Annotated in this window: 20 protein-coding genes; 13 read left to right on the top strand and 7 right to left on the bottom strand. The window is 71.3% G+C overall.

Annotated features, from left to right (window positions below; translation table 11 throughout):
- Nucleotides 1–78: 78 nt before the first annotated feature.
- From ACFYVJ_RS24215 to ACFYVJ_RS24165, 11 genes are all read left to right on the top strand, one after another.
- A complete protein-coding gene (locus ACFYVJ_RS24215; protein WP_388895019.1) occupies nt 79–1,488 on the top strand; it encodes an MraY family glycosyltransferase in 1,410 nt (469 codons plus the stop codon).
- A gap of 258 nt (nt 1,489–1,746) precedes the next feature.
- Nucleotides 1,747–2,196, top strand: a complete 450-nt coding sequence (locus tag ACFYVJ_RS24210; RefSeq protein ID WP_388895018.1) for a hypothetical protein — start codon at nt 1,747–1,749, stop codon at nt 2,194–2,196.
- Nucleotides 2,197–2,500: 304 nt separating this feature from the next.
- Entirely contained in the window at nt 2,501–3,211 is a 711-nt protein-coding gene (atpB, locus tag ACFYVJ_RS24205; protein WP_388895086.1) for a F0F1 ATP synthase subunit A, read from the top strand.
- An 80-nt stretch (nt 3,212–3,291) separates the two neighbouring features.
- The gene (gene atpE / locus ACFYVJ_RS24200; protein WP_388895016.1) at nt 3,292–3,537 is read left to right on the top strand and encodes an ATP synthase F0 subunit C; all 246 of its coding nucleotides are present in this window, start codon (nt 3,292–3,294) and stop codon (nt 3,535–3,537) included.
- A gap of 29 nt (nt 3,538–3,566) precedes the next feature.
- On the top strand, nt 3,567–4,133 hold the full coding sequence (locus ACFYVJ_RS24195; RefSeq protein ID WP_388895015.1) for a F0F1 ATP synthase subunit B: 567 nt from the start codon (nt 3,567–3,569) through the stop codon (nt 4,131–4,133).
- 58 nt (nt 4,134–4,191) lie between these two features.
- Nucleotides 4,192–5,007 (top strand): F0F1 ATP synthase subunit delta, encoded by an 816-nt coding sequence (locus tag ACFYVJ_RS24190; RefSeq protein ID WP_388895013.1) that lies wholly within the window; start codon nt 4,192–4,194, stop codon nt 5,005–5,007.
- Nucleotides 5,008–5,111: 104 nt separating this feature from the next.
- Nucleotides 5,112–6,683, top strand: a complete 1,572-nt coding sequence (gene atpA, locus ACFYVJ_RS24185; protein WP_388895011.1) for a F0F1 ATP synthase subunit alpha — start codon at nt 5,112–5,114, stop codon at nt 6,681–6,683.
- Between the two features lie 2 nt (nt 6,684–6,685).
- Nucleotides 6,686–7,627, top strand: coding sequence for a F0F1 ATP synthase subunit gamma (locus tag ACFYVJ_RS24180; RefSeq protein WP_388895009.1), 942 nt, complete (start codon nt 6,686–6,688; stop codon nt 7,625–7,627).
- Between the two features lie 2 nt (nt 7,628–7,629).
- Entirely contained in the window at nt 7,630–9,075 is a 1,446-nt protein-coding gene (gene atpD, locus ACFYVJ_RS24175) for a F0F1 ATP synthase subunit beta (RefSeq protein WP_388895007.1), read from the top strand.
- Nucleotides 9,076–9,185: 110 nt separating this feature from the next.
- Entirely contained in the window at nt 9,186–9,566 is a 381-nt protein-coding gene (locus tag ACFYVJ_RS24170) for a F0F1 ATP synthase subunit epsilon (protein WP_388895005.1), read from the top strand.
- A 36-nt stretch (nt 9,567–9,602) separates the two neighbouring features.
- Nucleotides 9,603–10,043, top strand: coding sequence for a DUF2550 domain-containing protein (locus ACFYVJ_RS24165; protein ID WP_018842171.1), 441 nt, complete (start codon nt 9,603–9,605; stop codon nt 10,041–10,043).
- A gap of 99 nt (nt 10,044–10,142) precedes the next feature.
- On the opposite strand, the gene ACFYVJ_RS24160 is transcribed toward ACFYVJ_RS24165, so the two are convergent.
- The 3 genes from ACFYVJ_RS24160 to ACFYVJ_RS24150 form a co-directional block, all read right to left on the bottom strand.
- Nucleotides 10,143–11,897, bottom strand: a complete 1,755-nt coding sequence (locus tag ACFYVJ_RS24160; protein ID WP_388895083.1) for a glycosyl hydrolase family 18 protein — start codon at nt 11,895–11,897, stop codon at nt 10,143–10,145.
- 315 nt (nt 11,898–12,212) lie between these two features.
- Nucleotides 12,213–13,466, bottom strand: a complete 1,254-nt coding sequence (locus tag ACFYVJ_RS24155; RefSeq protein ID WP_388895002.1) for a glycoside hydrolase family 18 protein — start codon at nt 13,464–13,466, stop codon at nt 12,213–12,215.
- A gap of 321 nt (nt 13,467–13,787) precedes the next feature.
- Complete coding sequence (locus ACFYVJ_RS24150; RefSeq protein ID WP_388895000.1) at nt 13,788–14,114, bottom strand: ATP/GTP-binding protein; 327 nt, start codon at nt 14,112–14,114, stop codon at nt 13,788–13,790.
- Nucleotides 14,115–14,313: 199 nt separating this feature from the next.
- On the opposite strand from ACFYVJ_RS24150, the gene ACFYVJ_RS24145 reads away from it, so the two are divergent.
- Nucleotides 14,314–15,345, top strand: a complete 1,032-nt coding sequence (locus tag ACFYVJ_RS24145; protein ID WP_388894998.1) for an LLM class flavin-dependent oxidoreductase — start codon at nt 14,314–14,316, stop codon at nt 15,343–15,345.
- A gap of 65 nt (nt 15,346–15,410) precedes the next feature.
- Here ACFYVJ_RS24145 and ACFYVJ_RS24140 read toward each other — a convergent pair whose 3' ends face one another.
- Complete coding sequence (locus ACFYVJ_RS24140; RefSeq protein ID WP_388894996.1) at nt 15,411–15,803, bottom strand: SCO5389 family protein; 393 nt, start codon at nt 15,801–15,803, stop codon at nt 15,411–15,413.
- Nucleotides 15,804–16,020: 217 nt separating this feature from the next.
- Here ACFYVJ_RS24140 and nucS point away from each other — a divergent pair, with 217 nt between their 5' ends.
- The gene (gene nucS, locus ACFYVJ_RS24135) at nt 16,021–16,692 is read left to right on the top strand and encodes an endonuclease NucS (protein WP_047018161.1); all 672 of its coding nucleotides are present in this window, start codon (nt 16,021–16,023) and stop codon (nt 16,690–16,692) included.
- Nucleotides 16,693–17,038: 346 nt separating this feature from the next.
- Here the strand turns inward: nucS and ACFYVJ_RS24130 are convergent, their stop codons facing one another.
- From ACFYVJ_RS24130 to ACFYVJ_RS24120, 3 genes are all read right to left on the bottom strand, one after another.
- The gene (locus ACFYVJ_RS24130) at nt 17,039–17,599 is read right to left on the bottom strand and encodes an RNA polymerase sigma factor (protein WP_388894992.1); all 561 of its coding nucleotides are present in this window, start codon (nt 17,597–17,599) and stop codon (nt 17,039–17,041) included.
- A gap of 223 nt (nt 17,600–17,822) precedes the next feature.
- Complete coding sequence (locus ACFYVJ_RS24125) at nt 17,823–20,588, bottom strand: ATP-binding protein (RefSeq protein ID WP_388894989.1); 2,766 nt, start codon at nt 20,586–20,588, stop codon at nt 17,823–17,825.
- A gap of 109 nt (nt 20,589–20,697) precedes the next feature.
- Nucleotides 20,698–20,982 carry an STAS domain-containing protein gene (locus ACFYVJ_RS24120; protein WP_388895080.1) on the bottom strand — a complete coding sequence of 95 codons (285 nt, stop codon included), beginning with the start codon at nt 20,980–20,982 and terminating at the stop codon, nt 20,698–20,700.
- Nucleotides 20,983–21,297: the final 315 nt, after the last annotated feature.

Genomic DNA, 21,297 nt, shown 5'->3' with positions numbered 1-21,297 from the left:
CCGTACCCGGAGAACGGAGGCCCGGGAGCGGGCTAATGTGTGTGGCTGAACGGAACAGCGAAACCTCTGGGGCAGCTTGTGCGTGAATACCTGCTGACGCTGTGCATCGCAGCCGCTGTCACGTATCTGCTGACCGGCCCGGTGCGGAAGTTCGCGATCGCGGCCGGCGCGATGCCGGAGATCCGGGACCGTGACGTGCACAGCGAGCCGACGCCGAGACTCGGCGGCATCGCCATGTTCGGCGGGATGTGCGCCGCGCTGCTCGTCGCGTCGCAGTTGCAGGCATTCGAGCGGGTCTTCGAGCTCAACGAGCCCAAGGCGCTGCTGTCCGGCGCCGCGCTGATCTGGCTGATCGGCGTGCTGGACGACAAATGGGGCGTGGACGCCCTGCTCAAGCTCGGCGCGCAGATGATCGCCGCGGGCGTCATGGTGCTCCAGGGCCTCACGATCCTGTGGATCCCGGTGCCGGGCGTGGGCACGGTGGTGCTGACGCCGATGCAGGGCACGCTGCTGACCGTCGCGCTCGTCGTCATCTCGATCAACGCCGTCAACTTCGTGGACGGCCTCGACGGGCTTGCCGCCGGCATGGTGGGCATCGCCTCGGCGGCGTTCTTCATCTACGCGTACCGCATCTGGTTCGGCTACGGGATCGAGGCCGCCGCCCCCGCCGCGCTCTTCTCCGCCGTGCTGCTGGGCATGTGCGTCGGCTTCCTGCCGCACAACGTGCACCCGGCGCGGATCTTCATGGGCGACTCGGGCTCGATGCTGCTGGGCCTGGTGCTGGCCGCCGGGGCGATCTCCATCACCGGGCAGGTGGATCCGGACGCGCTGAAGGTCTTCGCGGGCAGCGAGAAGGAGGCCGTGCGCTCGACGGTGCCGGTGTTCATCCCGCTGGTGCTGCCGCTGACGATCCTGGCGATCCCGATGCTGGACCTGGTGCTGGCCGTCGTACGGCGCACCTGGCGCGGCCAGTCGCCGTTCGCGGCGGACCGGGGGCATCTGCACCACCGGCTGCTGGAGATGGGCCACTCGCACATGCGGGCCGTGCTGCTCATGTACTTCTGGTCGGCGCTGGTCGCGTTCGGGATGGTGGCGTTCTCGGTGCAGGCCGACAACGTCTGGGTGGTGCTGGTGGCGGTCGGGCTGAGCGCCGCGGGGCTCGTCCTGCTGCTGCTGCCGCGGTTCGCCCCGAAGACGCCGTCCTGGGCCAACAGGCTCGTACCGCCGCGCTACCGCCGCCCCGGCGACACCGGCAACGGGCCCGGCGGCGAGGGCCCGGGCGACGGTACGGGGCCGCAGGGCGACCCGGCGCCGGCCGGCGGTGCCACGGCCGACGGGACGAACGGGAAAAGCGCCGCAAACGGTGCAGACGGGGCGAACGGCGCCAAGGGGGCGCCGGGTTCACAGGAGCACGAGCTCGTGCCCGCGGGCATCAGCGGTTCCACGGCCGTGGGGGAGCGCTCGCGCTGGCGCCGGGCCGGACATTGACCTCCGTAGCAGGCATATCTCCAGGTGAGCGGAGCGACGTGGCCGACGTAGCCCTTTCGTGTGACGGGCAGCACACTTCCTGAGTAAAGCTCGGGTCAAGATGCTTGTGATACCGTTCACGAGAACCCGGTGCAGAGCCGAAGGACCGTAGTGCGACGGTTCTCTGGCGCAGATGCCCCTCGATGCGGTGCACCCGCCCCGGGGACATGCTCGTCACCGTCGACCAGTTGCTCCCGACTCCCGCCGGAGACTCCTCATATGCAGGTCAACGACGCCCGGATCCTCCGTGGCGCCGCGATCCCGACCGCCCTCGCCGGCGTCGTCGCAGTGATCATCAGTTCACTCGCGGCCGGTGTGAAGGGTGGTGTGGGAGCCGCCGCTGCCACCGTGGTGGTCCTTGCCTTCTTCTGTCTCGGCCTCTTCGCACTCCAGCACTTCTCGCGCAAGAACCCCGAGCTGTTCCTCGGGATCGCGATGATCACCTACACCTCGCAGGTGCTGCTGCTCGCCGTCGTCATGGGCCTGTTCAAGGACACGACGCTCTTCAACACCAAGGCGTTCGGCTTCACGGTGCTCGCCGCGGCGCTGGTGTTCACCGCCGCCATGGGCCGTACCCACTTCCGGCTGAAGTTGCCGTACGTGGAACCGGAGCGAGAAACCGGAGCGGGTGAACATCGCTCCGGTACGGCCACCGAGGCCGGGCGATGAGACCCGCTGGCCAAGCAGTGATCCGCGACTGCTATGGTCCCCCTGCCGCGCCGGTGCGCGTGTGCGCAGTGGGCCACAGGGCCGCACCGCACCCCGCCGGCCGTATCCCGTCCTGTCACGTACCGCTCTCCAGCGGTGCACAACGCCGACACATTGAGGTTGCCGTAGCCATGCGTCACGCCGAAGGAGCTCGCCGGTGAGTGCTGCTGATACGACGCTCGCTTTCGACGCGAGTTGCAAGATCTTCGTTGATGGTGGTTGCGGCTTCCAGTCCCCCGGCCTGCACTCGTTCGTCTTCAAGCCGATGTTCACGATCGGCGGCTTCGAGTTCAACAAGCCGATCCTGCTGGCGCTGGTGACGACCCTGGTGCTCTGCGTCTTCTTCTGGAAGGCGTTCGCCACCCCCAAGGTGGTCCCGGGCAAGCTGCAGATGGTCGCCGAGTCGGGCTACGACTTCGTCCGCCGCGGCATCGTCTACGAGACCATCGGCAAGAAGGAAGGCGAGAAGTGGGTGCCGCTGCTGGTCTCCCTCTTCTTCTTCATCTGGCTGATGAACCTCTGGTCGATCATCCCGCTCGCGCAGTTCCCGGTGACCTCGATCATCGCCTTCCCCGCCGCGCTGGCGATCCTGGTCTGGGTGACCTGGATGACCCTGACCTTCAAGCGGCACGGCCTCGCCGGCGGGTTCAAGAACCTCACCGGGTACGACAAGTCGCTGGGCGGCGTGCTGCCGCTGGTCATGCTGATCGAGTTCTTCTCCAACGTGCTCGTGCGGCCCTTCACGCACGCGGTGCGGCTCTTCGCGAACATGTTCGCCGGCCACCTGCTGCTGGTGATGTTCACCATCGCCACCTGGTTCTTCATGAACAGTTGGGGCTTCGCCTACGCCCCCGTGGCCTTCGTGATGGTGCTCGTGATGATCGCCTTCGAGCTGTTCATCCAGGCCGTCCAGGCATACGTGTTCGTCGTGCTGACCGCCAGCTACATCTCGGGCGCGCTCGAAGAGGCGCACTGAGCCACCGCACCATCCGCACCACCCCGAATCGTCCGGTGGCCAACCCCCACCGGCCCGTAGAAGAGAAGGAAGAAACACCCATGGCTGTCATGGAGACTCTCGCCGCCGGCGCACAGATCAAGGGCAACCTCGGCTCCATCGGCTACGGCCTCGCCGCGATCGGCCCCGGTGTCGGCATCGGCTACATCTTCGGTAACGGCGTGCAGGCCATGGCCCGCCAGCCCGAGGCGGTCGGCCTGATCCGGCAGAACATGATTCTGGGCTTCGCCTTCTGTGAGGCGCTCGCCCTCATCGGCATCGTCATGCCGTTCGTTTACCCGTCCTGAGCGGACTCCTTACGACGAAAGGCACCGATGTGAACCTCCAGCAGATCGCGGCATCAGGGGACCAGAACCCTCTCGTCCCGCCGTTGCCGGAACTCGTCATCGGCCTGATCGCCTTCCTCATCGTCTTCGGCCTGCTGGCCAAGAAGCTCCTGCCGCGTATCAACGAGGTGCTGGAGGAGCGCAAGGCGGCCATCGAAGGCGGCATGGAGAAGGCCGAGGCCGCCCAGATCGAGGCGGAGCAGACGCTGGACCAGTACAAGGCCCAGCTCGCCGAGGCCCGGCACGAGGCCAACCGGCTCCGCGAGGAGGCTCGCGAGCAGGGTTCGGCCCTCATCGCCGAGATGCGGGCCGAGGGCCAGCGGCAGCGTGAGGAGATCATCGCTGCCGGTCACGCCCAGGTCGAGGCCGACAAGAAGGCCGCTTCGCTGGCGCTGCGCCAGGACGTCGGCGCGCTGGCCACCGAGCTGGCCGGCCGGCTGGTCGGCGAGTCCCTGGAGGACCACGCCCGGCAGAGCCGCGTCGTCGACCGGTTCCTGGACGAGCTGGAGGCCAAGGCCGCCGCCCAGTCCGGGACGAAGGCCGAGGCCGGGGCATGAACGCCGGAACGGCGACGAGCCGAGCGAGCGCCAGCGAGCGAGTCGAGGAGCGTGACCGATGAACGGAGCGAGCCGCGAGGCACTGGCCGCCGCCCGGGAGCAGCTCGACGCGCTGACCGACAACACCTCGGTCGACGCGGCGAAGCTCGCCGGGGAGCTGGCCGCCGTGACCGCGCTGCTGGACCGCGAGGTGACGCTGCGGCGGGCGCTGACCGACCCGGCGCAGCCCGGCGAGGCCAAGGCCGAGCTGGTGGGCCGGGTGCTCGGCGGGCAGATCGGCGGCGAGGCCGCCGACCTGGTCGCCGGGATGGTACGGGCCCGCTGGTCGCGGGCGCGTGACCTGGTCGACGTGCTCGAGGAGCTCGCCGACACCGCCGACCTCACCGCCGCGCAGCGGGCGGGGCAGCTCGACGAGGTGGAGGACGAGCTGTTCCGGTTCGGCCGGATCGTCACGGGCGACAAGCAGCTCCGCGGGGCGCTCACCGACCGGGTGGGCACCGGCGCCGCCAAGGCCGGGCTGCTGCACACGCTGCTGGGCGGCCGGGCCAACCCGGTCACCGAGCGGCTGGTCGTGCGGCTCGTCGAACGGCCGCGGGGTCGTAGCCTGGAAGGGGGCCTGGAGGCCCTGTCCAAGCTCGCCGCGGAGCGCCGGGACCGGATGGTCGCGGTCGTGTCCACCGCCGTGCCGCTCAGCGACGGGCAGAAGGAGCGCCTGGGCGCCGCGCTGACCCGGCTGTACGGCCGGGACATGCACCTGAACCTGGACGTGGACCCCGCGGTCCTCGGCGGGATCTCGGTGCGGGTGGGCGACGAGGTCATCAACGGCTCCGTCGCCGACCGCCTCGACGAGGTGAAGCGCGGGATGGCGGGCTGACGGTCACCGATCGTCACATACCAACTCCAGAGCATCACCAGCGGCCCGAGTTGGGCCGTGGACGCAAGAACTTACGGGCCCAACAAGGAGAGCAGGGAACCCAGATGGCGGAGCTCACGATCCGGCCGGAGGAGATCCGGGACGCGCTGGAGAGCTATGTCCAGTCGTACCAGCCGGACGCGGCCTCGCGCGAAGAGGTCGGCACGGTATCGCAGGCCATGGACGGCATCGCCAAGATCGAGGGACTGCCCTCGGCGATGGCGAACGAGCTGCTGAAGTTCGAGGACGGCACCCTCGGCCTCGCCCTCAACCTTGAGGAGCGGGAGATCGGTGCGGTCGTCCTCGGCGAGTTCAGGGGCATCGAGGAGGGGCAGCCGGTCACCCGTACCGGCGAGGTCCTCTCCGTGCCGGTCGGCGACGGTTACCTGGGCCGGGTCGTCGACCCCCTGGGGAACGCGGTGGACGGCCTCGGCGAGATCGCCACCGAGGGGCGCCGTGCGCTGGAGCTGCAGGCTCCCACGGTCATGCAGCGCAAGTCGGTGCACGAGCCGATGGAGACCGGCTACAAGGCCGTCGACGCGATGACCCCCATCGGCCGCGGCCAGCGCCAGTTGATCATCGGTGACCGGCAGACGGGCAAGACCGCCCTCGGCATCGACACGATCATCAACCAGCGCGACAACTGGCGCTCCGGCGACCCGAACAAGCAGGTCCGCTGCATCTACGTGGCGATCGGCCAGAAGGGCTCCACCATCGCCGGCGTGCGCGGCGCGCTGGAGGAGGCCGGTGCGCTGGAGTACACCACGATCGTGGCGGCCCCGGCGTCCGACCCGGCGGGCTTCAAGTACCTGGCCCCCTACACCGGCTCGGCCATCGGCCAGCACTGGATGTACCAGGGCAAGCACGTCCTGATCATCTTCGACGACCTGTCCAAGCAGGCCGAGGCGTACCGCGCCGTGTCGCTGCTGCTGCGCCGCCCGCCGGGCCGCGAGGCGTACCCCGGTGACGTCTTCTACCTGCACTCCCGGCTGCTGGAGCGCTGCGCCAAGCTCTCGGACGACATGGGCGCCGGCTCGATGACGGGCCTGCCGGTCATCGAGACCAAGGCCAACGACGTGTCGGCGTACATCCCGACCAACGTGATCTCCATCACCGACGGCCAGTGCTTCCTGGAGTCCGACCTGTTCAACTCGGGCCAGCGCCCGGCGCTGAACGTCGGCATCTCCGTCTCCCGCGTCGGTGGCTCCGCCCAGCACAAGGCGATCCGGCAGGTCTCCGGGCGGCTGAAGCTGGACCTGGCGCAGTTCCGCGAGCTGGAGGCGTTCGCCGCCTTCGGCTCCGACCTGGACGCCGCCTCCAAGGCGGCCCTGGAGCGGGGCCAGCGGATGATGGAGCTGATGAAGCAGCCGCAGTACGCGCCCTTCCCCACCGAGGACCAGGTCGTGTCCGTGTGGTCCGGCACCAACGGCATCCTGGACGACGTGCCCGTCGCGGACGTCAAGCGGTTCGAGCGCGAGCTGCTCGACCACCTGCACCGGGAGAGCAAGGACCTGCTCACCGGCATCCGTGAGGGCGGCAAGATGCCCGACGAGACCATCCAGGCGCTCCGCGAGGCCGTCGAGTCCTTCAAGCGGCAGTTCGAGACCTCGGACGGCAAGCTGCTGGGCGAGGGCTGAGCATGGGCGCCCAGATGCGGGTCTACAAGAGGCGGATCCGTAGCGTCTCTGCGACCAAGAAGATCACCAGGGCGATGGAGATGATCGCCGCCTCGCGCGTCGTCAAGGCGCAGCGCCAGGTGGCGGCCTCCACCCCGTACGCGACCGAGCTGACCAGCGCCGTCACGGCGGTGGCCGCGGGCTCCGAGACCAAGCACCCGCTGACCACCGAGGTGGAGCGGCCGGTGCGGGCCGCGGTGCTGATGATCACCAGCGACCGCGGTCTGGCCGGCGGCTACAACTCCAACGCCATCAAGCAGACCGAGGCGCTGACCAACCGGCTGACCGGCGCGGGCAAGCAGGTCGACCACTTCATCGTCGGCCGCAAGGGCGTGTCCTACTTCGGCTTCCGCGAGCGGCGGGTGGCCGAGTCCTGGACCGGCTTCACGGACAACCCGACGTACGCGGACGCGAAGCGGGTGGCCGCGCCGCTCATCGAGGCGCTGAGCAAGGAGACCTCGGAGGGCGGCGTGGACGAGATCCACATCGTCTACACCGAGTTCCACTCGATGATGACGCAGACCGCGGTGGACAGGCGGCTGCTCCCGATCGTCTTCGAGAAGACCGCCGAGGAGTCGATGGAGGTCTTCGAGGAGGCGCGCAAGAAGGAGCAGGAGTACCACGCGCTGTACGACTTCGAGCCGTCCGCGGACGGCGTGCTCGACGCGCTGCTGCCGCGGTACGTCGAGAGCCGGATCTACAACGCGCTGCTGCAGTCGGCCGCCTCCAAGCACGCCGCCACCCGCCGTGCGATGAAGTCGGCGACGGACAACGCCGAGGAGCTCATCAAGTCGCTCACGCGGCTTGCCAACCAGGCCCGCCAGGCCGAAATCACCCAGGAAATCAGCGAGATCGTCGGTGGCGCGAACGCTCTGGCCGACGCCTCCGCGGGGAGTGACCGATAACCATGACCACTGCTACGACCACGACCACCACCGCGACCGGCCGCGTCGCGCGGGTCATCGGCCCGGTCGTCGACGTGGAGTTCCCCGTCGACGCGATGCCCGACATCTACAACGCCCTGACCGTCGAGGTCGCCGACCCCGCCAACGCGGGCGAGATCAAGGTGCTGACCCTGGAGGTCGCGCAGCACCTCGGCGAGGGCCTGGTCCGCGCCATCTCGATGCAGCCCACCGACGGCCTGGTCCGCCAGGCCCCGGTGACCGACAGCGGCGAGGGCCTGACGGTCCCCGTCGGCGACGTCACCAAGGGCCGCGTGTTCAACACCCTGGGTGAGATCCTCAACGACGAGGTCGACGACTCGGAGATCCAGGAGCGCTGGGCGATCCACCGCACGGCGCCCCCGTTCGACCAGCTCGAAGCCAAGACCGAGATGTTCGAGACCGGTCTGAAGGTCGTCGACCTGCTCACCCCGTACGTCAAGGGCGGCAAGATCGGCCTGTTCGGCGGCGCGGGTGTCGGCAAGACCGTCCTCATCCAAGAGATGATCATGCGTGTGGCCAAGCTGCACGAGGGCGTCTCGGTGTTCGCCGGCGTCGGCGAGCGCACCCGTGAGGGCAACGACCTGATCGCGGAGATGGCCGAGTCCGGCGTGCTCCCGCAGACCGCGCTGGTCTTCGGGCAGATGGACGAGCCGCCGGGCACCCGGCTGCGCGTCGCCCTGGCCGGTCTCACGATGGCGGAGTACTTCCGCGACGTGCAGAAGCAGGACGTGCTGTTCTTCATCGACAACATCTTCCGCTTCACCCAGGCCGGCTCCGAGGTCTCCACCCTGCTGGGCCGCATGCCCTCCGCGGTGGGCTACCAGCCGAACCTGGCGGACGAGATGGGTCTGCTCCAGGAGCGGATCACCTCGACCCGCGGCCACTCGATCACCTCGATGCAGGCGATCTACGTGCCCGCGGACGACTACACCGACCCGGCCCCGGCGACCACCTTCGCCCACCTGGACGCGACGACGGAGCTGTCCCGTCCGATCTCGGAGAAGGGCATCTACCCGGCGGTGGACCCGCTGGCCTCCACCTCCCGGGTGCTCGACCCGCGGTACATCGCGCAGGAGCACTACGAGTGCGCCACGCGCGTGAAGGCGATCCTGCAGAAGTACAAGGATCTCCAGGACATCATCGCCATTCTGGGTATGGACGAGCTGTCCGAGGAGGACAAGCTCACCGTCTCCCGCGCCCGCCGGATCGAGCGCTTCCTGTCGCAGAACACCCACGCGGCGAAGCAGTTCACCGGTCTCGACGGATCCGACGTGCCGCTGGACGAGTCGATCACGGCGTTCAACGCGATCGCCGACGGCGAGTACGACCACTTCCCCGAGCAGGCGTTCTTCATGTGCGGTGGCCTGGAGGACCTGAAGGCCAAGGCGAAGGAGCTGGGCGTCTCCTGACCGGTGCGCCCGCGGTTTTCACCGGCTCCGAGCCAACCGGGGGCGGGGTTCGCCCCGCCCCCGGCCCGCAAACCAGTTATTCTCTGCTAAACCCCAGTTGAGGAGCCATCGTGGCCGAGCTGCACGTCGAGTTGGTCGCCGCGGACCGTAGCGTCTGGTCCGGCGAGGCCGCCCGGGTCATCGCGCGCACCCCGTCCGGTGACATCGGCATCATGCCCGGACACCAGCCGCTGCTCACGGTGCTGGAGTCGGGTCCCGTGACGATCCGTACGACGGGCGCCAGCGGTGAGGGCACGGTCCTGGCGGCCGTGCACGGCGGCTTCATCTCCTTCGCGGACAACAAGCTCTCGCTGCTCGCCGAGATCGCCGAGCTCTCCAACGAGATCGACGTGGAGCGCGCGGAGCGCGCCCTGGAGCGGGCCAAGGCCGACGCGGACGCGGGAGCGGAGCGACGCGCGGAAGTGCGGCTCCTGGCCGTGGCGGGTCACTGAGGCCACGCGAGAGGAGCGGCGAGGAGGTCTGTGGAGATGTTCCTCGCTTTGCTGCTGGCCGGGGCGGTGGTCGCCCTGCTGCTGCTCGGCCTCTTCCTCTTCGGCCTGCGCCGCCGGCTCATCCAGCGGGCCGGCGGCACCTTCGACTGCAGCCTGCGCTGGTCCGCCCGTGCCGACCGGCCGGGGAAGGGCTGGGCGTACGGCGTCGCCCGCTACAGCGGTGACGTCATCGAGTGGTTCCGCGTCTTCTCCTACGCACCGAGGCCGCGCCGCGTGCTGCGGCGGGACGGCATCGAGGTGCTGGAGCGCCGCGCCCCCGCGGGCGAGGAGGAGCTCGCCCTGCTCTCCGACGCCGTCGTGCTGGCCTGCCGGCACGACGAGGACCGGATCGAGCTGGCGATGAGCGAGGACGCGCTCACCGGCTTTCTCGCCTGGCTGGAGGCGGCCCCTCCGGGCCAGCGCGTCAACGTGGCGTAGCGCCTGAGCGCACTCGTCCGTGGGAACGGGAAAGGGCCTGAACCCGGGGCGGGGAGGCGAGCGCACGCCGGATACCCCGGGCTCAGGCCCGTCTGAGGGTCAGCCGAGACCGTTGTGGACCGCGGTCATCAGCTCGCCGTTGGCGGTGTCACCGCTGAGTTCCCAGATGAACGCGCCGCCGAGGTTCTGGTTCTTGGCGTAGGTCATCTTCGCGGTGAGTGTCGCCGGGGTGTCGTAGCTCCACCACTGGTTGCCGCAGTGGGCGTACGCCGTGCCCGCGACCGTTCCGGTGGCCGGGCACCTGGCTTTCAGCTCCTTGTAGTCGTCGATGCCCTGCTCGTACTTGCCGGGTGCGGGCCCGGTCGCGCTGCCGCCGGGCGCGCTCTGCGTCACGCCGGTCCAGCCGCGGCCGTAGAAGCCCACGCCGAGCAGCAGCTTGCTCGACGGGATGCCCATGCCCTTCAGCTTCTGGATCGCGGCGTCGGAGTTGAACGCCGCGATCGGGATGCCGTCGTACGCGGTGAGGGGCGAGTGCGGGGCGGTGGGGCCCTGGGCGTCCCAGGCGCCGAAGAAGTCGTACGTCATGACGTTGTACCAGTCGACGTACTGGGCCGCGCCGGCGTAGTCGGCCTTGTCGATCTTCCCGCCGCTGGAGGGGTCGGCCGTGATGGCGGCGGTGAGGAGCTTGTTGCCGAACTTCGCGCGGAACGCCTGCATCATGTTCTTCATGACGGCGGGGCCGCTGCTGTCACAGGTGAGCCCGCAGGCGTTGGGGTACTCCCAGTCCAGGTCGATGCCGTCGAACAGGCCCTGCCAGCGGGGGTCGTACACGAGGTCGTAGCAGGACTGCGCGAAGGCGGCCGGGTTCTGCATGGCCTGGGTGAAGCCGCCGGACCAGGTCCAGCCGCCGAAGGACCAGAGGATCTTGATGTGCGGGTACTTCTTCTTCAGCTTGAGCAGTTGGTTGAAGTTGCCGCGCAGCGGCTGGTCCCAGGTGTCGGCCACGCCGTCGACGCTCTCGCCGGCGCCGTACGCCTTCTCGATCGCGGCGTAGGAGTCACCCATGGTGCAGCGGCCGTTCTGGACGTTGCCGAAGGCGTAGTTGATGGTGTTGATCTTCTGCGCCGTGCCGGAGGTGTCGAGGTTCTTCGCGTGGTAGTTGCGCTGGTAGACGCCCCACTCGGTGAAGTACCCCATCTTGATCTTGCCGCCGCCGGGGCCGCCGCCGCCCGTCGTGGTGACGGTACGCGAGCCGCTGGAGGGGCCGACCTGGTCCGCGGTGTCGCGGGCGCGGACGCTGTAGGTGTACGGGGTGCCGGCGGTCAGGCCGGTGTCCGTGTACTTGGTGTCGGTGACCGTGGCGACCTTGGTGCTGCCGCGGTACACGTCGTAGTTCTTGATCCCCTTGTCGTCGGTGGCCGCCGTCCAGCTCAGCGCGACGGAGGTGTCGGTGATGGTCCCGGCGCTGGGCGTGCCGGGAGCCGAGGGGGCGCTGTCGCCGGGGACGCCGCCGCCGTCGCAGGGGTCGCCGTTCAGGGTGCAGTTGGCGACGTTGCCGCCGCCGCTGCCGGAGCCGTTGAAGCCGAAGGTGAGGCTGGCGCCGGGGGCCAGGCTGCCGTTGTACGACTTGTTCTTGGCGGTCCAGCGGGTACCGGTGTTGGTGACGTCCGCGTCCCAGGAGGACGTGACGCTGGTGCCGGCGGGGAAGTCCCAGGAAATGGACCAGGAGGAGAGGGGCGCGGTGCCGGTGTTCTTCACCGTCCACCTGCCCTCGAAGCCGGTGCCCCAGTCTGATGCCTTCTGGTACGTCGCGGTCGCGCCGGCCGCCTGGGCGGGGCTGGCGAGTCCGACCATGGCGGCGAGCGGGATGGCCACGGCGGCCACGATGGCCGTGGCGCGTCTCAGCAGGCGACTGCCGGTGGGGGATCTCAAGGTGTGTCTCCCTCGTCGAGTGCCGTTCCGTCAGGTGCGGGCGGCGCGTCCGCGCGTACGGCCGCCCGTCGTACACGAGCCAGATATTTGTTCATGCCATGACACTCACTCGCCAGGGAGGCTATTGGTACATACCAATGCGGTCAATAGGTCTGGACCAAATGGAAGAAGCCCGGGTCGGTGGGGGCGACACCACCGTCCCGGGCTCCGGCCGGCGCGGCGGCCGGCCGAACGGCCTCAGCCGAGGCCGCTGTTGACGGCGGACATCAGCTCGCCGTTCGCGGTGTCACCGCTCAGCTCCCAGACGAACGCGCCGCCGAGGCCCTGCTGCTTGGCCCAGGACATCTTCCCGCCGATGGTCTGCGGGGTGTCGTAGCTCCACCACTGGTTGCCGCAGTGGGCGTACGCGGTGCCGCCGACGGTGCCGGTGGCGGGGCACTTGCCCTTCAGCTCCTTGTAGTCGTCGATGCCCTGCTCGTACTTGCCCTGCGCGGGCCCGGTGGCGGTGCCGCCGGGCTCGGCCTGGGTCACGCCGGTCCAGCCGCGGCCGTAGAAGCCGATGCCCAGCAGCAGCTTGTTCGCCGGGACGCCGGCGGCCTTGAACTTCCCGATCGCCGCGGTGGAGTCGAAGCCCTGCTTCGGGATGCCGTCGTACGCGGCGAGCGGGGAGTGCGGGGCGGTGGGGCCCTGGGCGTCCCAGGCGCCGAAGAAGTCGTACGTCATGACGTTGTACCAGTCGACGTACTGGGCCGCCCCGGCGTAGTCGGCGGCCTCGATCTTCCCGCCGGCGGAGGCGTCGGCGGTCACGGCCGCCGTCACCAACTGGTCGCCGAACTTGCCGCGGAACGCCTGCATCATGTCCTTCATCACCGCGGGGCCGCTGCTGTCACAGGTGAGCCCGCAGGCGTTGGGGTACTCCCAGTCCAGGTCGATGCCGTCGAACAGGCCCTGCCAGCGCGGGTCGTTGACCAGGTCGTAGCAGGACTGCGCGAAGGCGGCCGGGTTCTGCATGGCCTGGGTGAAGCCGCCGGACCAGGTCCAGCCGCCGAACGACCAGAGGATCCTGAGGTGCGGGTGCTTCTTCTTCAGCTTGAGCAGTTGGTTGAAGTTGCCGCGCAGCGGCTGGTCCCAGGTGTCGGCGACGCCGTCGACGCTCTGGTCGGCGGTGTAGCTCTTCTCGGTGGCCGCGAAGGAGTCGCCCATGGTGCAGCGGCCGCCCTGGACGTTGCCGAAGGCGTAGTTGATGGTGTTGATCTTCTCCGCCGTGCCGGAGGTGTCCATGTTCTTCACGTGGTAGTTGCGGTCGTAGACGCCCCACTCGGTGAAGTAACCCATCTTCACGCCGGCGGCCTTGGGGCCCGCGGGGGTCGTCGCGGCGCCGGCGGTGCTCGACGGTGCCAGGGTGGCCAGCACGGTGAGCGGGATCGCGAGCGCCAGGGTCAGCAGGATGCCGATGACGCGCGTGCGGGTGCGTACGTGGGGGGATCTCAAGGGCGTGCTCCTCGAGCTAGGTCCGGATACGTGTGGGGGTGGGACCTGCGTCGCCCGGTGGGCATGCGAATGTCATGCTCACCGCAGTGATGGGGGAGCGTAGGGAAGGTCTGCACCAATCGTCAATAGGTCTGGACCACAGGGGGGTTTGTGCGGTCCGCGGCGAGCGGTGCCGTACGGGCAGGTGGGCGCGGGCGCCGATGGGGCGGGGCGGTGGCGCGGGCGCCGGTCTCCGGGTGGCGGTGGCGCGTGCCGGTGGCGCGGGCCCCGGTCTTGCGGGTGGCAGCCAGCGCGTGCCGGTGCCGGTGCCGGTGCCGCGTGTCAGTGGCGCGGGGCGTTCCGCGAGCGCTGCGGGCGGGTGCCGCGGCGGTCGCGCGCGTTCCAGCAGGCCGTGTGCCAGTGCCGGCGCAGGTCCGCGCCGCGGTGCTCGGGCCACGCCACCACGTGCGGCGTGCCGGGGCGGATCTCCTGGTCGCAGCCCGGACAGCGGTAGCTCTTGTCGGAGGCCGACCCGGCGACGCGGCGGACGAGGAACTCCTCGCCCCCGTAGTCCACCGCGTCGGGCGTGCCGACGCGGCCGGCGAGGTCGTCGTCCGCGGACGGACGGGCGGCGCCGCTTGAGCGCGGCTTGTTCCGGCGGGGGGACACGTCGGCACCTCGGAAGATCGTCGTGACGGAATTCCCTACCAGGGTACGGGGCGCGAAGTCCAGCCCCGGGCACAAAGAATGACGATTCACCCGTCGATCGCCAACAATGAAGACGACTTCGGGGTTGGGCCCCGTCGCCGCAGGTGACGGGCCGTTCGTACCCCGCGCACGACAGCACCATCGGTACACAGGGGGCAGGATGCACATCGGCTCGTTCGTGCTCGGCGCCCAGTTCCCCGGCCAGGGACAGGGCGACGCCCTGCACCGCGCCGTGCGGACGGGCGTCGCGGCGGAGGAGGCGGGGCTCGACTCCGTCTGGCTCGCCGAGCACCACTTCATCCCGTACGGCACCTGCCCCTCGGCCGTCACCCTCGCCGCGCTGCTCCTCGGCCGCACCAGCCGCATCCGCGTCGGCACCGCCGTCAGCGTGCTGCCCACCCAGCACCCCGTCGCCCTCGGCGAGCAGGCCGCGCTGCTCCACCACGCCGCGCAGGGGCGCTTCGTGCTCGGCGTCGGGCGCGGCGGGCCCTGGGTGGACCTGGAGGTCTTCGGCACCGGTCTCGCGGCGTACGAGAGCGACTTCCCCGAGTCGCTCGACCTGCTGCTGCGCTGGCTGCGCGAACCGCGGGTCGGGGCCGGCGGCGACCGCTACGCGTTCCGCGAGGTCGCCGTCGTGCCCCGGCCGGCCGAGGCGCTGCACGGCGCGGAGGACGTACCGGTGCTCGTCGCCTGCACCTCGCCCGGCACCGTCCGGCTCGCCGCGGGACGCGGGCTGCCGATGCTGCTCGGGATGCACTGCGGCGACGAGGAGAAGGCGGAGATGGTGCGGCTGTGGCGGCGTACCGCGCGGGAGGCCGGGATGAGCCCGGAGGCGATCGACGCGGCGGGCCACGTCTCGGCCGGCGTCGCCCAGGTCGACGACACCCCCGAGGGCGCGGCGGAGTTGCTGCGCACGGCCCTGCCGGGGGCCTTCCGCAGCGGCGTGGGGGCGATGGAGACGGTGGACGGCAGAAGGCGTCCGATGCGCGATCCGGAGGCGTACACGGAACTGCTGTGCGCGCTGCACCCGGTGGGCCCGCCGCGGCTCTGCGCCGACCGGCTGGCGGCGACCGCGGAACGTACCGGCATCACGCGCTTCGCGCTGCTCGTGGAGGGCTCGGGGGAGCTGGGCGCCACCGAGCGGAACGTACGGCGTATCGGTGCGGAGGTGCTGCCGCTCCTCGCTCGCTGACCACCCGGAGGGCGGCGCGAGCGGACGGCGTGGGGAGCGGCAGCGCGGGGGGTGTCCTGGGCCTGTCAGCAGTCACGCAGCTCCGGTGACTGGTTGAGCAACTGCGCCCGCGCAGAGGTGAAGCGGGCCAGCGGCTCCTCTGACGAGGCTTCCAGGGGGAAGACCGCCACGCGATGACAGTTCTGGAAAGCGAGCCGGACGCCGAAGTGGCGCTCCAGCGCCCCCCGTATCGCATTGCTGGCGAGCGCGCGCAGGAGCTGGCCGCGGGCGTGCTCGTCCGGGGGCGGTACCTGGTTGTCGGCGAAGTTTCCGCCGTCGACCTTCAGTTGTGCCACCAGGGAACTGATCATGTCCCAGGCATAGGGAAGTGAGGTCCGGACGCAGTCGACAAACTCCCTTTCGTCGACCTCGCCCCGCTCGGCCTGATCGAGCAGAGCAGGTGGGACGTCCAGCGACATGGATTCTCCTCTCGCAGCCCCGCGGGGTTCGGGCGGGGCCTGACCGGACAGGTACGACGATCACCACTCTCGGTGCCCACGTGGCGACCGACTGCTTCCACCGTAGGGCGGAGGATGCCGCTCCACCACAAGAACGCGTACACAACTGGCCATTGGCGAAAGGTGCATCAGGGGTCAGATCGCTGCGTGTGCCGGGAGTCGAGTAGCGTGGTGCGCCATGCGCCTCGTCATCGCCCGCTGCTCCGTCGACTACGCCGGGCGGCTCACCGCCCACCTCGCCTCCGCGCCCCGGCTGATCCTGGTCAAAGCCGACGGCAGCGTCTCCGTCCATGCCGACGACCGTGCGTACAAGCCCCTCAACTGGATGTCACCGCCGTGCACTCTGAAAGAAGGTGAACAGGACGGTGTCGCCGTGTGGACGGTCGAGAACAAGGCAGGCGAAAAATTGATCATTACGATCGAGGAGTTGCTGCACGACTCGTCGCACGAACTGGGCGTCGACCCGGGCCTGGTCAAGGACGGCGTGGAGGCGCACCTCCAGGAACTGCTCGCCGACCGCATGGAGGCGCTGGGCGAGGGCTGGACCCTCATCCGGCGCGAGTACCCCACGGCGATCGGCCCCGTGGACATCCTTGGCCGCGACGAGAAGGGGACGACCGTCGCGGTGGAGATCAAGCGGCGCGGCGAGATCGACGGCGTGGAGCAACTCACCCGCTATCTGGACCTGCTGAACCGCGATCCGCTGCTGGCGCCGGTGCGGGGAGTGTTCGCGGCGCAGGAGATCAAGCCGCAGGCGCGGGTGCTGGCGGCGGACCGCGGGATCGAGTGCGCGGTCCTGGACTACGACGCACTCCGAGGGACGGACGACGGCAAGCTGAAGCTGTTCTGACGGGGGGCCTGGTGCCTCGCAGAGAGGGTGCAGGCGCCCTCGGCACACCGCCTTTCCAGACGGCCGCGGGAGAGGGCCTGCGCCAGGCCGGCCGCCCAGCAGGTGGGGCAGCCGCGGAAGGCGATCAGGGCCGGCGGGGCCGCCAGCAGGGCGGCCGGGCCGGCGACGGGTATCAGGGCGATCGAGCCGATGATCAGCCCGAAGCCGAGGGCGCCGCGCGCCAGATGGCGAGGGACGGAGCCGCCGGCGTCGTTCCTCTCGGGCGCGGCGGGCCGTTCGGTGGCCCGGATCCTCGCGCTCCGCGCGGGCTTCACGGTGTTCATGGCCATGGGACTCCTCCGACTGCTCAGCCGACGGCTCGGTCGGCCGCTTCCAGCGAGTGGCGCAGTGCCGCGCGTGCTCGGTGCAGACGCGACTTCATCGCGGCGCTGCTCAGCCCGAGTGAACGGGCGACGGTCTTGCCTGGCAGGCCCTGTACGTCCCGCATGACCAGGACCTGCCGCTGGTCGCGGGGAAGGGCGCAGACCGCAGCGGCGATCCGCTCGACCTCCAGTCTGCGCAGCACCGCGTCCTCTGCGGACGGTTCCGCGGACGCCTCCGGTTCGGCCGGCGCCTCGCCGCGCCGCGAGACGAGCACCCGTACCTGCCGGAGGCATTCGTTGCGCACGATCCGGAACATCCACGAGGCAAGCGCGCCGGTGGCCCGCAAGGTGCCGATCTTCCGGTAGAGGATGATCAGCGCCTCCTGCGCCGCGTCCTCCGCGTCCTGCGGCGAGGCGCACAGCGATGCGGCGAACTTGCGCACATGCGGCTGCGACTGCATGACGACGGCGGTGAGTGAGGTGGCGTCGCCGTCCTGAGCGGCCTTGATCAGCCGCTCGTCCGGCCAGGGGAAGCGTTGGTTCATGCGCTGCTCATGTCCGCAGGCCGCTCCGCACGCGGGCGCCGGTCAGCTCCGGCTCCTGTAGCGCCGGATCAGATGCCAACTGCATGCGCCCACGAGCAGGGCTCCGATCACGACGAGCCCGGTGACCATCATCGGTATTTCCTCCCGGTTCCGCCGGCCCGTTCGGCCGGTACGGAGATAGGAGGCGGGGAGGTCCGGAAAGGATTCACCTTCCGGCGCTCCGTCAGGCCACCTCGCCGGACGGGGCGCCGGCCGTTTCGCCGGAGGCCGCCGAGTCGGTGCCGGTGGTCGTGCCGCCCTGGGGCGTCGTGCCGCCGTCGTCCGTCGTCGTTCCCCCGTCGTCCGTGGTCCCGCCGTCGTCGGTGGTGGTGCCGCCGTCGTCCGTGGTGCCGCCGTCGTCGGTCGTCCCGCCGTCGTCGGTGGTGCCCCCGTTGTCGGTCGTGCCGCCGTTCTGGGTCGTACCGCCGTCGGTCGTCGTGCCGCCGTTCTGCGTACCGCCGTCGCCGCCGCCGGTGTCCGTGCCGCCGCCGTTCGACGTACCGCCCTTCGAGGACCCGGCGTCCGACGACGAGCCGCTGTCCGACGGCGTCCCCGGCGCGCTGCTCGACGGGCTCTGCGGCGGCGCGCTGCTCGTCTCGTCGCCGGTGTCCGTCCACTCCTCGGACGGCTCCGGAGCCGACGACTCCGGCGACGGCGGCGGCGACTCCGAGGACGGGCTGCGGGACGGCTCCTCGGTGGGCAGCCCGTCGTCGTCCCCGGCGGCCGAGCGCTCCACCTCGACCCGGTCGGCGGGCGGGTCGTCGCTGCCCGCCATGCCCAGGGTCACCACCGTGCCGAGCACCGCGACGAGCAGCGCACCGGCGCCCGCCGCGATCAGGTTGCGCTTGGACGCGGACGCCGCCTCGGCGCCCGGCCCGCGGACCGTGGGCGTCACGGTCGTCTCCGTGCCCCCCGAGGACGGGGAGATGAGCACGGTGGGCCGCTCGGCGCCCTCGCCCGGCTCGTCGAACGCCGCCGCCCCCTCCGGTACGGAGCCGGCGCCGGCCGGCACCACCGGCAGCGCCGCCGTCACGGCCTCGCTGCCGGCGCCGTGCGTGACCAGAGCGAGCGCGCGCCTGCTGGCGATCTCGCCGCCGCGGTCGGAGATCGCCCCGCGCAGCGCGAGCGCCGCCTCCAACTCGGCCCGCGCCCGGGCGGTGTTGCCCGTGCACAGCGCCAGCACGCCCAGCTCGTGGTGGAAGTACGCCTCCGCCGCGACCTCGCCCGCGCGCCGGGCGGCCTCCTGCCCGTACCGCAGCGCCCGCTCCCAGGCGCTCCAGCGCAGCGCCGCGGCGAACGCGGGCGCGGCGGCGCGCGCGAGCAGCACCGCGGTGGAGGCGGTGGCGCCCTCCCGGTCGGCGACGAGGCCGCCGAGCACGGCGAGGATGGCGTCCGCGTCGTCCGCGACCGCCTCGGAGGTCACCGAGCGGTGGGCGGACCACCAGGCGTAGTGCTGCGCGGCGGTGAGCGCCGGGTCCTGGCCGCCCTCGGCCGGCAGGGCGTACCCCGCGGCGGTCAACTGGGCGGAGACGCCCGCGGCCAGCCGGTAGCGGCCGAGGCCGCCGGAGACAAGACCGCAGCCGGCCAGTTCGGCGAGCGCGGTGTCGGCCAGCGCCTCGCCGGCGAGCGCGGGCAACTGCGCGTGGTGCGGGAAGACGCCGCCGAGCGCCACGGCGAAGCGCAGTGCGGTACGGGCCGCGCCGCTGAGCCGCGACGCCAGCAGCGCGGCCGGCGCGGCGCTCTCGGCCAGCGTCGGCAGCGGCTCGCCCGCGCCGGGACCGGCAAGCCGCAGCACCGCACCGGCCTGCACGAACCGCAGCGGCAGCCCCTCCGACTCGAACCACAGGTCCGCCGCCCAGGTGCGCTCCTCGTCGCCGAGCGGCAGCCGCCCGGCGCGCTCCAGCAACTGCATGCAGGCGGCCCGGCCGAGGCCCGGCAGCTCGACCTCTTCGAGGTACGAGGCGGCCGTCGGCCCGGCCACGTCGGGGGTGACCGAGATCAGGTACGCGCACTCGGGGGTGGCGTCCAGCAGCTCTTCGAGCGCGGTGCCGCCGAACTCGGCGTCGTCGAGCACCACCACCGCGCCGATCTGCGGCAGCAGCTCGGCGAGTTGGCCGGGGTCGGGGCGCCGGCCGGTCAGCTCGTAGACGGCGGCGCACAGTTCGTACCGCAGGTCGGTGGGGGTACGGGCCCGGCCGTTCAGCCGGATCACACCGTCCGGCGCCAACTCGGCGCAGTCGGCGGCGACGGCCTCCAGCAGCGCGGTGCGGCCGGAGCCCGAGGGGCCGGTGAGGCGGACGGAACGGCCGTGGGAGAGCAGGCGCACCAGCCGCTCGCGGATCTCGTCGCGCTCCAGCAGCGGCAGTTGCGGCGCCGCGGGACCCGGCGGCGGCGACGGCGGCCTGCGGTGCTCGGCGCGCTCCTCCGGGGTCATCCGGCGCGGTGGCCCCGGGCGTTCCGCGGGCGGGCACAGCTCGGCGTGGGTGCCGTCGACGGGGTTGACGGTGAGCCGGTACTCGCCGGCGATGACGCGGGCCGTACGGGCCGGGCCGGGGCGTGCGCCGGGGGAGAGGCCGTCGCCCGGCCGCCCGCGGCCGCCGCCCTTGCCGCCGGAGGCGGGGGGCGGGCCCGGGAGCGGCCCGGGGAAGGAGCCGGGGGCGGAGACGGCGGGCGGGCCCGCGGGCCCGGCGGCCGCGTCGGGTTCCTCGACGTAGGGGCGCAGCGCCTCGTCGGCGTACGGCCGCACCGGCTCCTCGCCGGGGAACGCCCCCGTGCCGTCGTCCCCGTACCCGCCCGCGCCGTGGTCGTGCTCCGGGTACGCGGCCCCCGGTTCTTCCGGATCGGGGTGCGTGTGCGCCGGCTCGCCGGGGTACGAACCCGGGGAAGAGCCCGCGGGCGGGGATATGCCCTCGGGTGTGTCGTCCTGTCCGTGGCCCGTGTTCGGGTCCATCGCGAAGCCCCCTGCCCGCCGTCCTGCGCCGTGCCGCTCCCCGGCCCGGAAACCCTATGACCTCCGCCGGGCGATCACCGAGGGGGGACGCCCCGACGACGCCGTTTGTTCACTGAATCGTGAGGATGCGGTGGAGCCGCGTGGCCACCAGCACCCGCTGCATCTGCGGCGGCACCCCGCGCAGCACGAGCCGGCGATCGGCCCGTCCCGCCCTGCGGTGTGCCCCCATGATGACACCGAGCCCGGTGGCGTCCCAGGAGTCCAGGTCGGTGAGGTCGAGGACCAGGTCGCCGCGGCCCTCGTCGACGGCCCGGTGCAGGGCGGCCCGGGCGTCCGCCGCGCTGCGCACGTCGAGGCAGCCCCCGACGGTCAGTTCCGCGCAGTCCCCTTTGATGTACGCGGGCGCCCCGGGGCCCGTGCCGTCCGCGGCGCCGTCCGGGACGGGGCGGCGGGCGGTCCTGCGTGCGGGGCCCGCGCGATGGCGGGCCGGGTGGTGGTAGGGCGGGGCGCTTTCGCGGCCCTCCGCCTCAAACATGTGTGCTCCCCGTCTGCGGGTTCTCGTGGTCGTGATGCCGAGTCCGTGCCGGTTCCTCTATAGATCTGACTGTCCCGGACGGTGCCGGGTTGCCGTCTGTACGGGTATCCGTACCGATTTCACCCCTGCGGGGGACGCCGGTGCCCACCCGCGGCCGCATCGGCGGCCGGGGTG

The organism is Streptomyces sp. NPDC004134 (genome assembly GCF_042874195.1).
GTDB lineage: Bacteria > Actinomycetota > Actinomycetes > Streptomycetales > Streptomycetaceae > Streptomyces.
Note: the sequence above shows the minus strand (reverse complement) of the source record. Positions and strands in the feature narration are given on the sequence as shown.

What these genes read in the sequence shown, in the direction of transcription:
- nucS (WP_047018161.1), top strand. Translation starts at nt 16,021, where the DNA reads ATGCGCCTCGTCATCGCCCGCTGCTCCGTCGACTACGCCGGGCGGCTC.
- atpD (WP_388895007.1), top strand. Translation starts at nt 7,630, where the DNA reads ATGACCACTGCTACGACCACGACCACCACCGCGACCGGCCGCGTCGCG.
- ACFYVJ_RS24140 (WP_388894996.1), bottom strand. Translation starts at nt 15,803, where the DNA reads ATGTCGCTGGACGTCCCACCTGCTCTGCTCGATCAGGCCGAGCGGGGC.
- ACFYVJ_RS24125 (WP_388894989.1), bottom strand. Translation starts at nt 20,588, where the DNA reads ATGGACCCGAACACGGGCCACGGACAGGACGACACACCCGAGGGCATA.
- ACFYVJ_RS24165 (WP_018842171.1), top strand. Translation starts at nt 9,603, where the DNA reads ATGTTCCTCGCTTTGCTGCTGGCCGGGGCGGTGGTCGCCCTGCTGCTG.
- atpB (WP_388895086.1), top strand. Translation starts at nt 2,501, where the DNA reads ATGTTCACGATCGGCGGCTTCGAGTTCAACAAGCCGATCCTGCTGGCG.
- atpE (WP_388895016.1), top strand. Translation starts at nt 3,292, where the DNA reads ATGGCTGTCATGGAGACTCTCGCCGCCGGCGCACAGATCAAGGGCAAC.
- ACFYVJ_RS24180 (WP_388895009.1), top strand. Translation starts at nt 6,686, where the DNA reads ATGGGCGCCCAGATGCGGGTCTACAAGAGGCGGATCCGTAGCGTCTCT.
- ACFYVJ_RS24145 (WP_388894998.1), top strand. Translation starts at nt 14,314, where the DNA reads ATGCACATCGGCTCGTTCGTGCTCGGCGCCCAGTTCCCCGGCCAGGGA.
- ACFYVJ_RS24130 (WP_388894992.1), bottom strand. Translation starts at nt 17,599, where the DNA reads ATGAACCAACGCTTCCCCTGGCCGGACGAGCGGCTGATCAAGGCCGCT.
- ACFYVJ_RS24210 (WP_388895018.1), top strand. Translation starts at nt 1,747, where the DNA reads ATGCAGGTCAACGACGCCCGGATCCTCCGTGGCGCCGCGATCCCGACC.
- ACFYVJ_RS24190 (WP_388895013.1), top strand. Translation starts at nt 4,192, where the DNA reads ATGAACGGAGCGAGCCGCGAGGCACTGGCCGCCGCCCGGGAGCAGCTC.
- ACFYVJ_RS24160 (WP_388895083.1), bottom strand. Translation starts at nt 11,897, where the DNA reads ATGGTCGGACTCGCCAGCCCCGCCCAGGCGGCCGGCGCGACCGCGACG.
- atpA (WP_388895011.1), top strand. Translation starts at nt 5,112, where the DNA reads ATGGCGGAGCTCACGATCCGGCCGGAGGAGATCCGGGACGCGCTGGAG.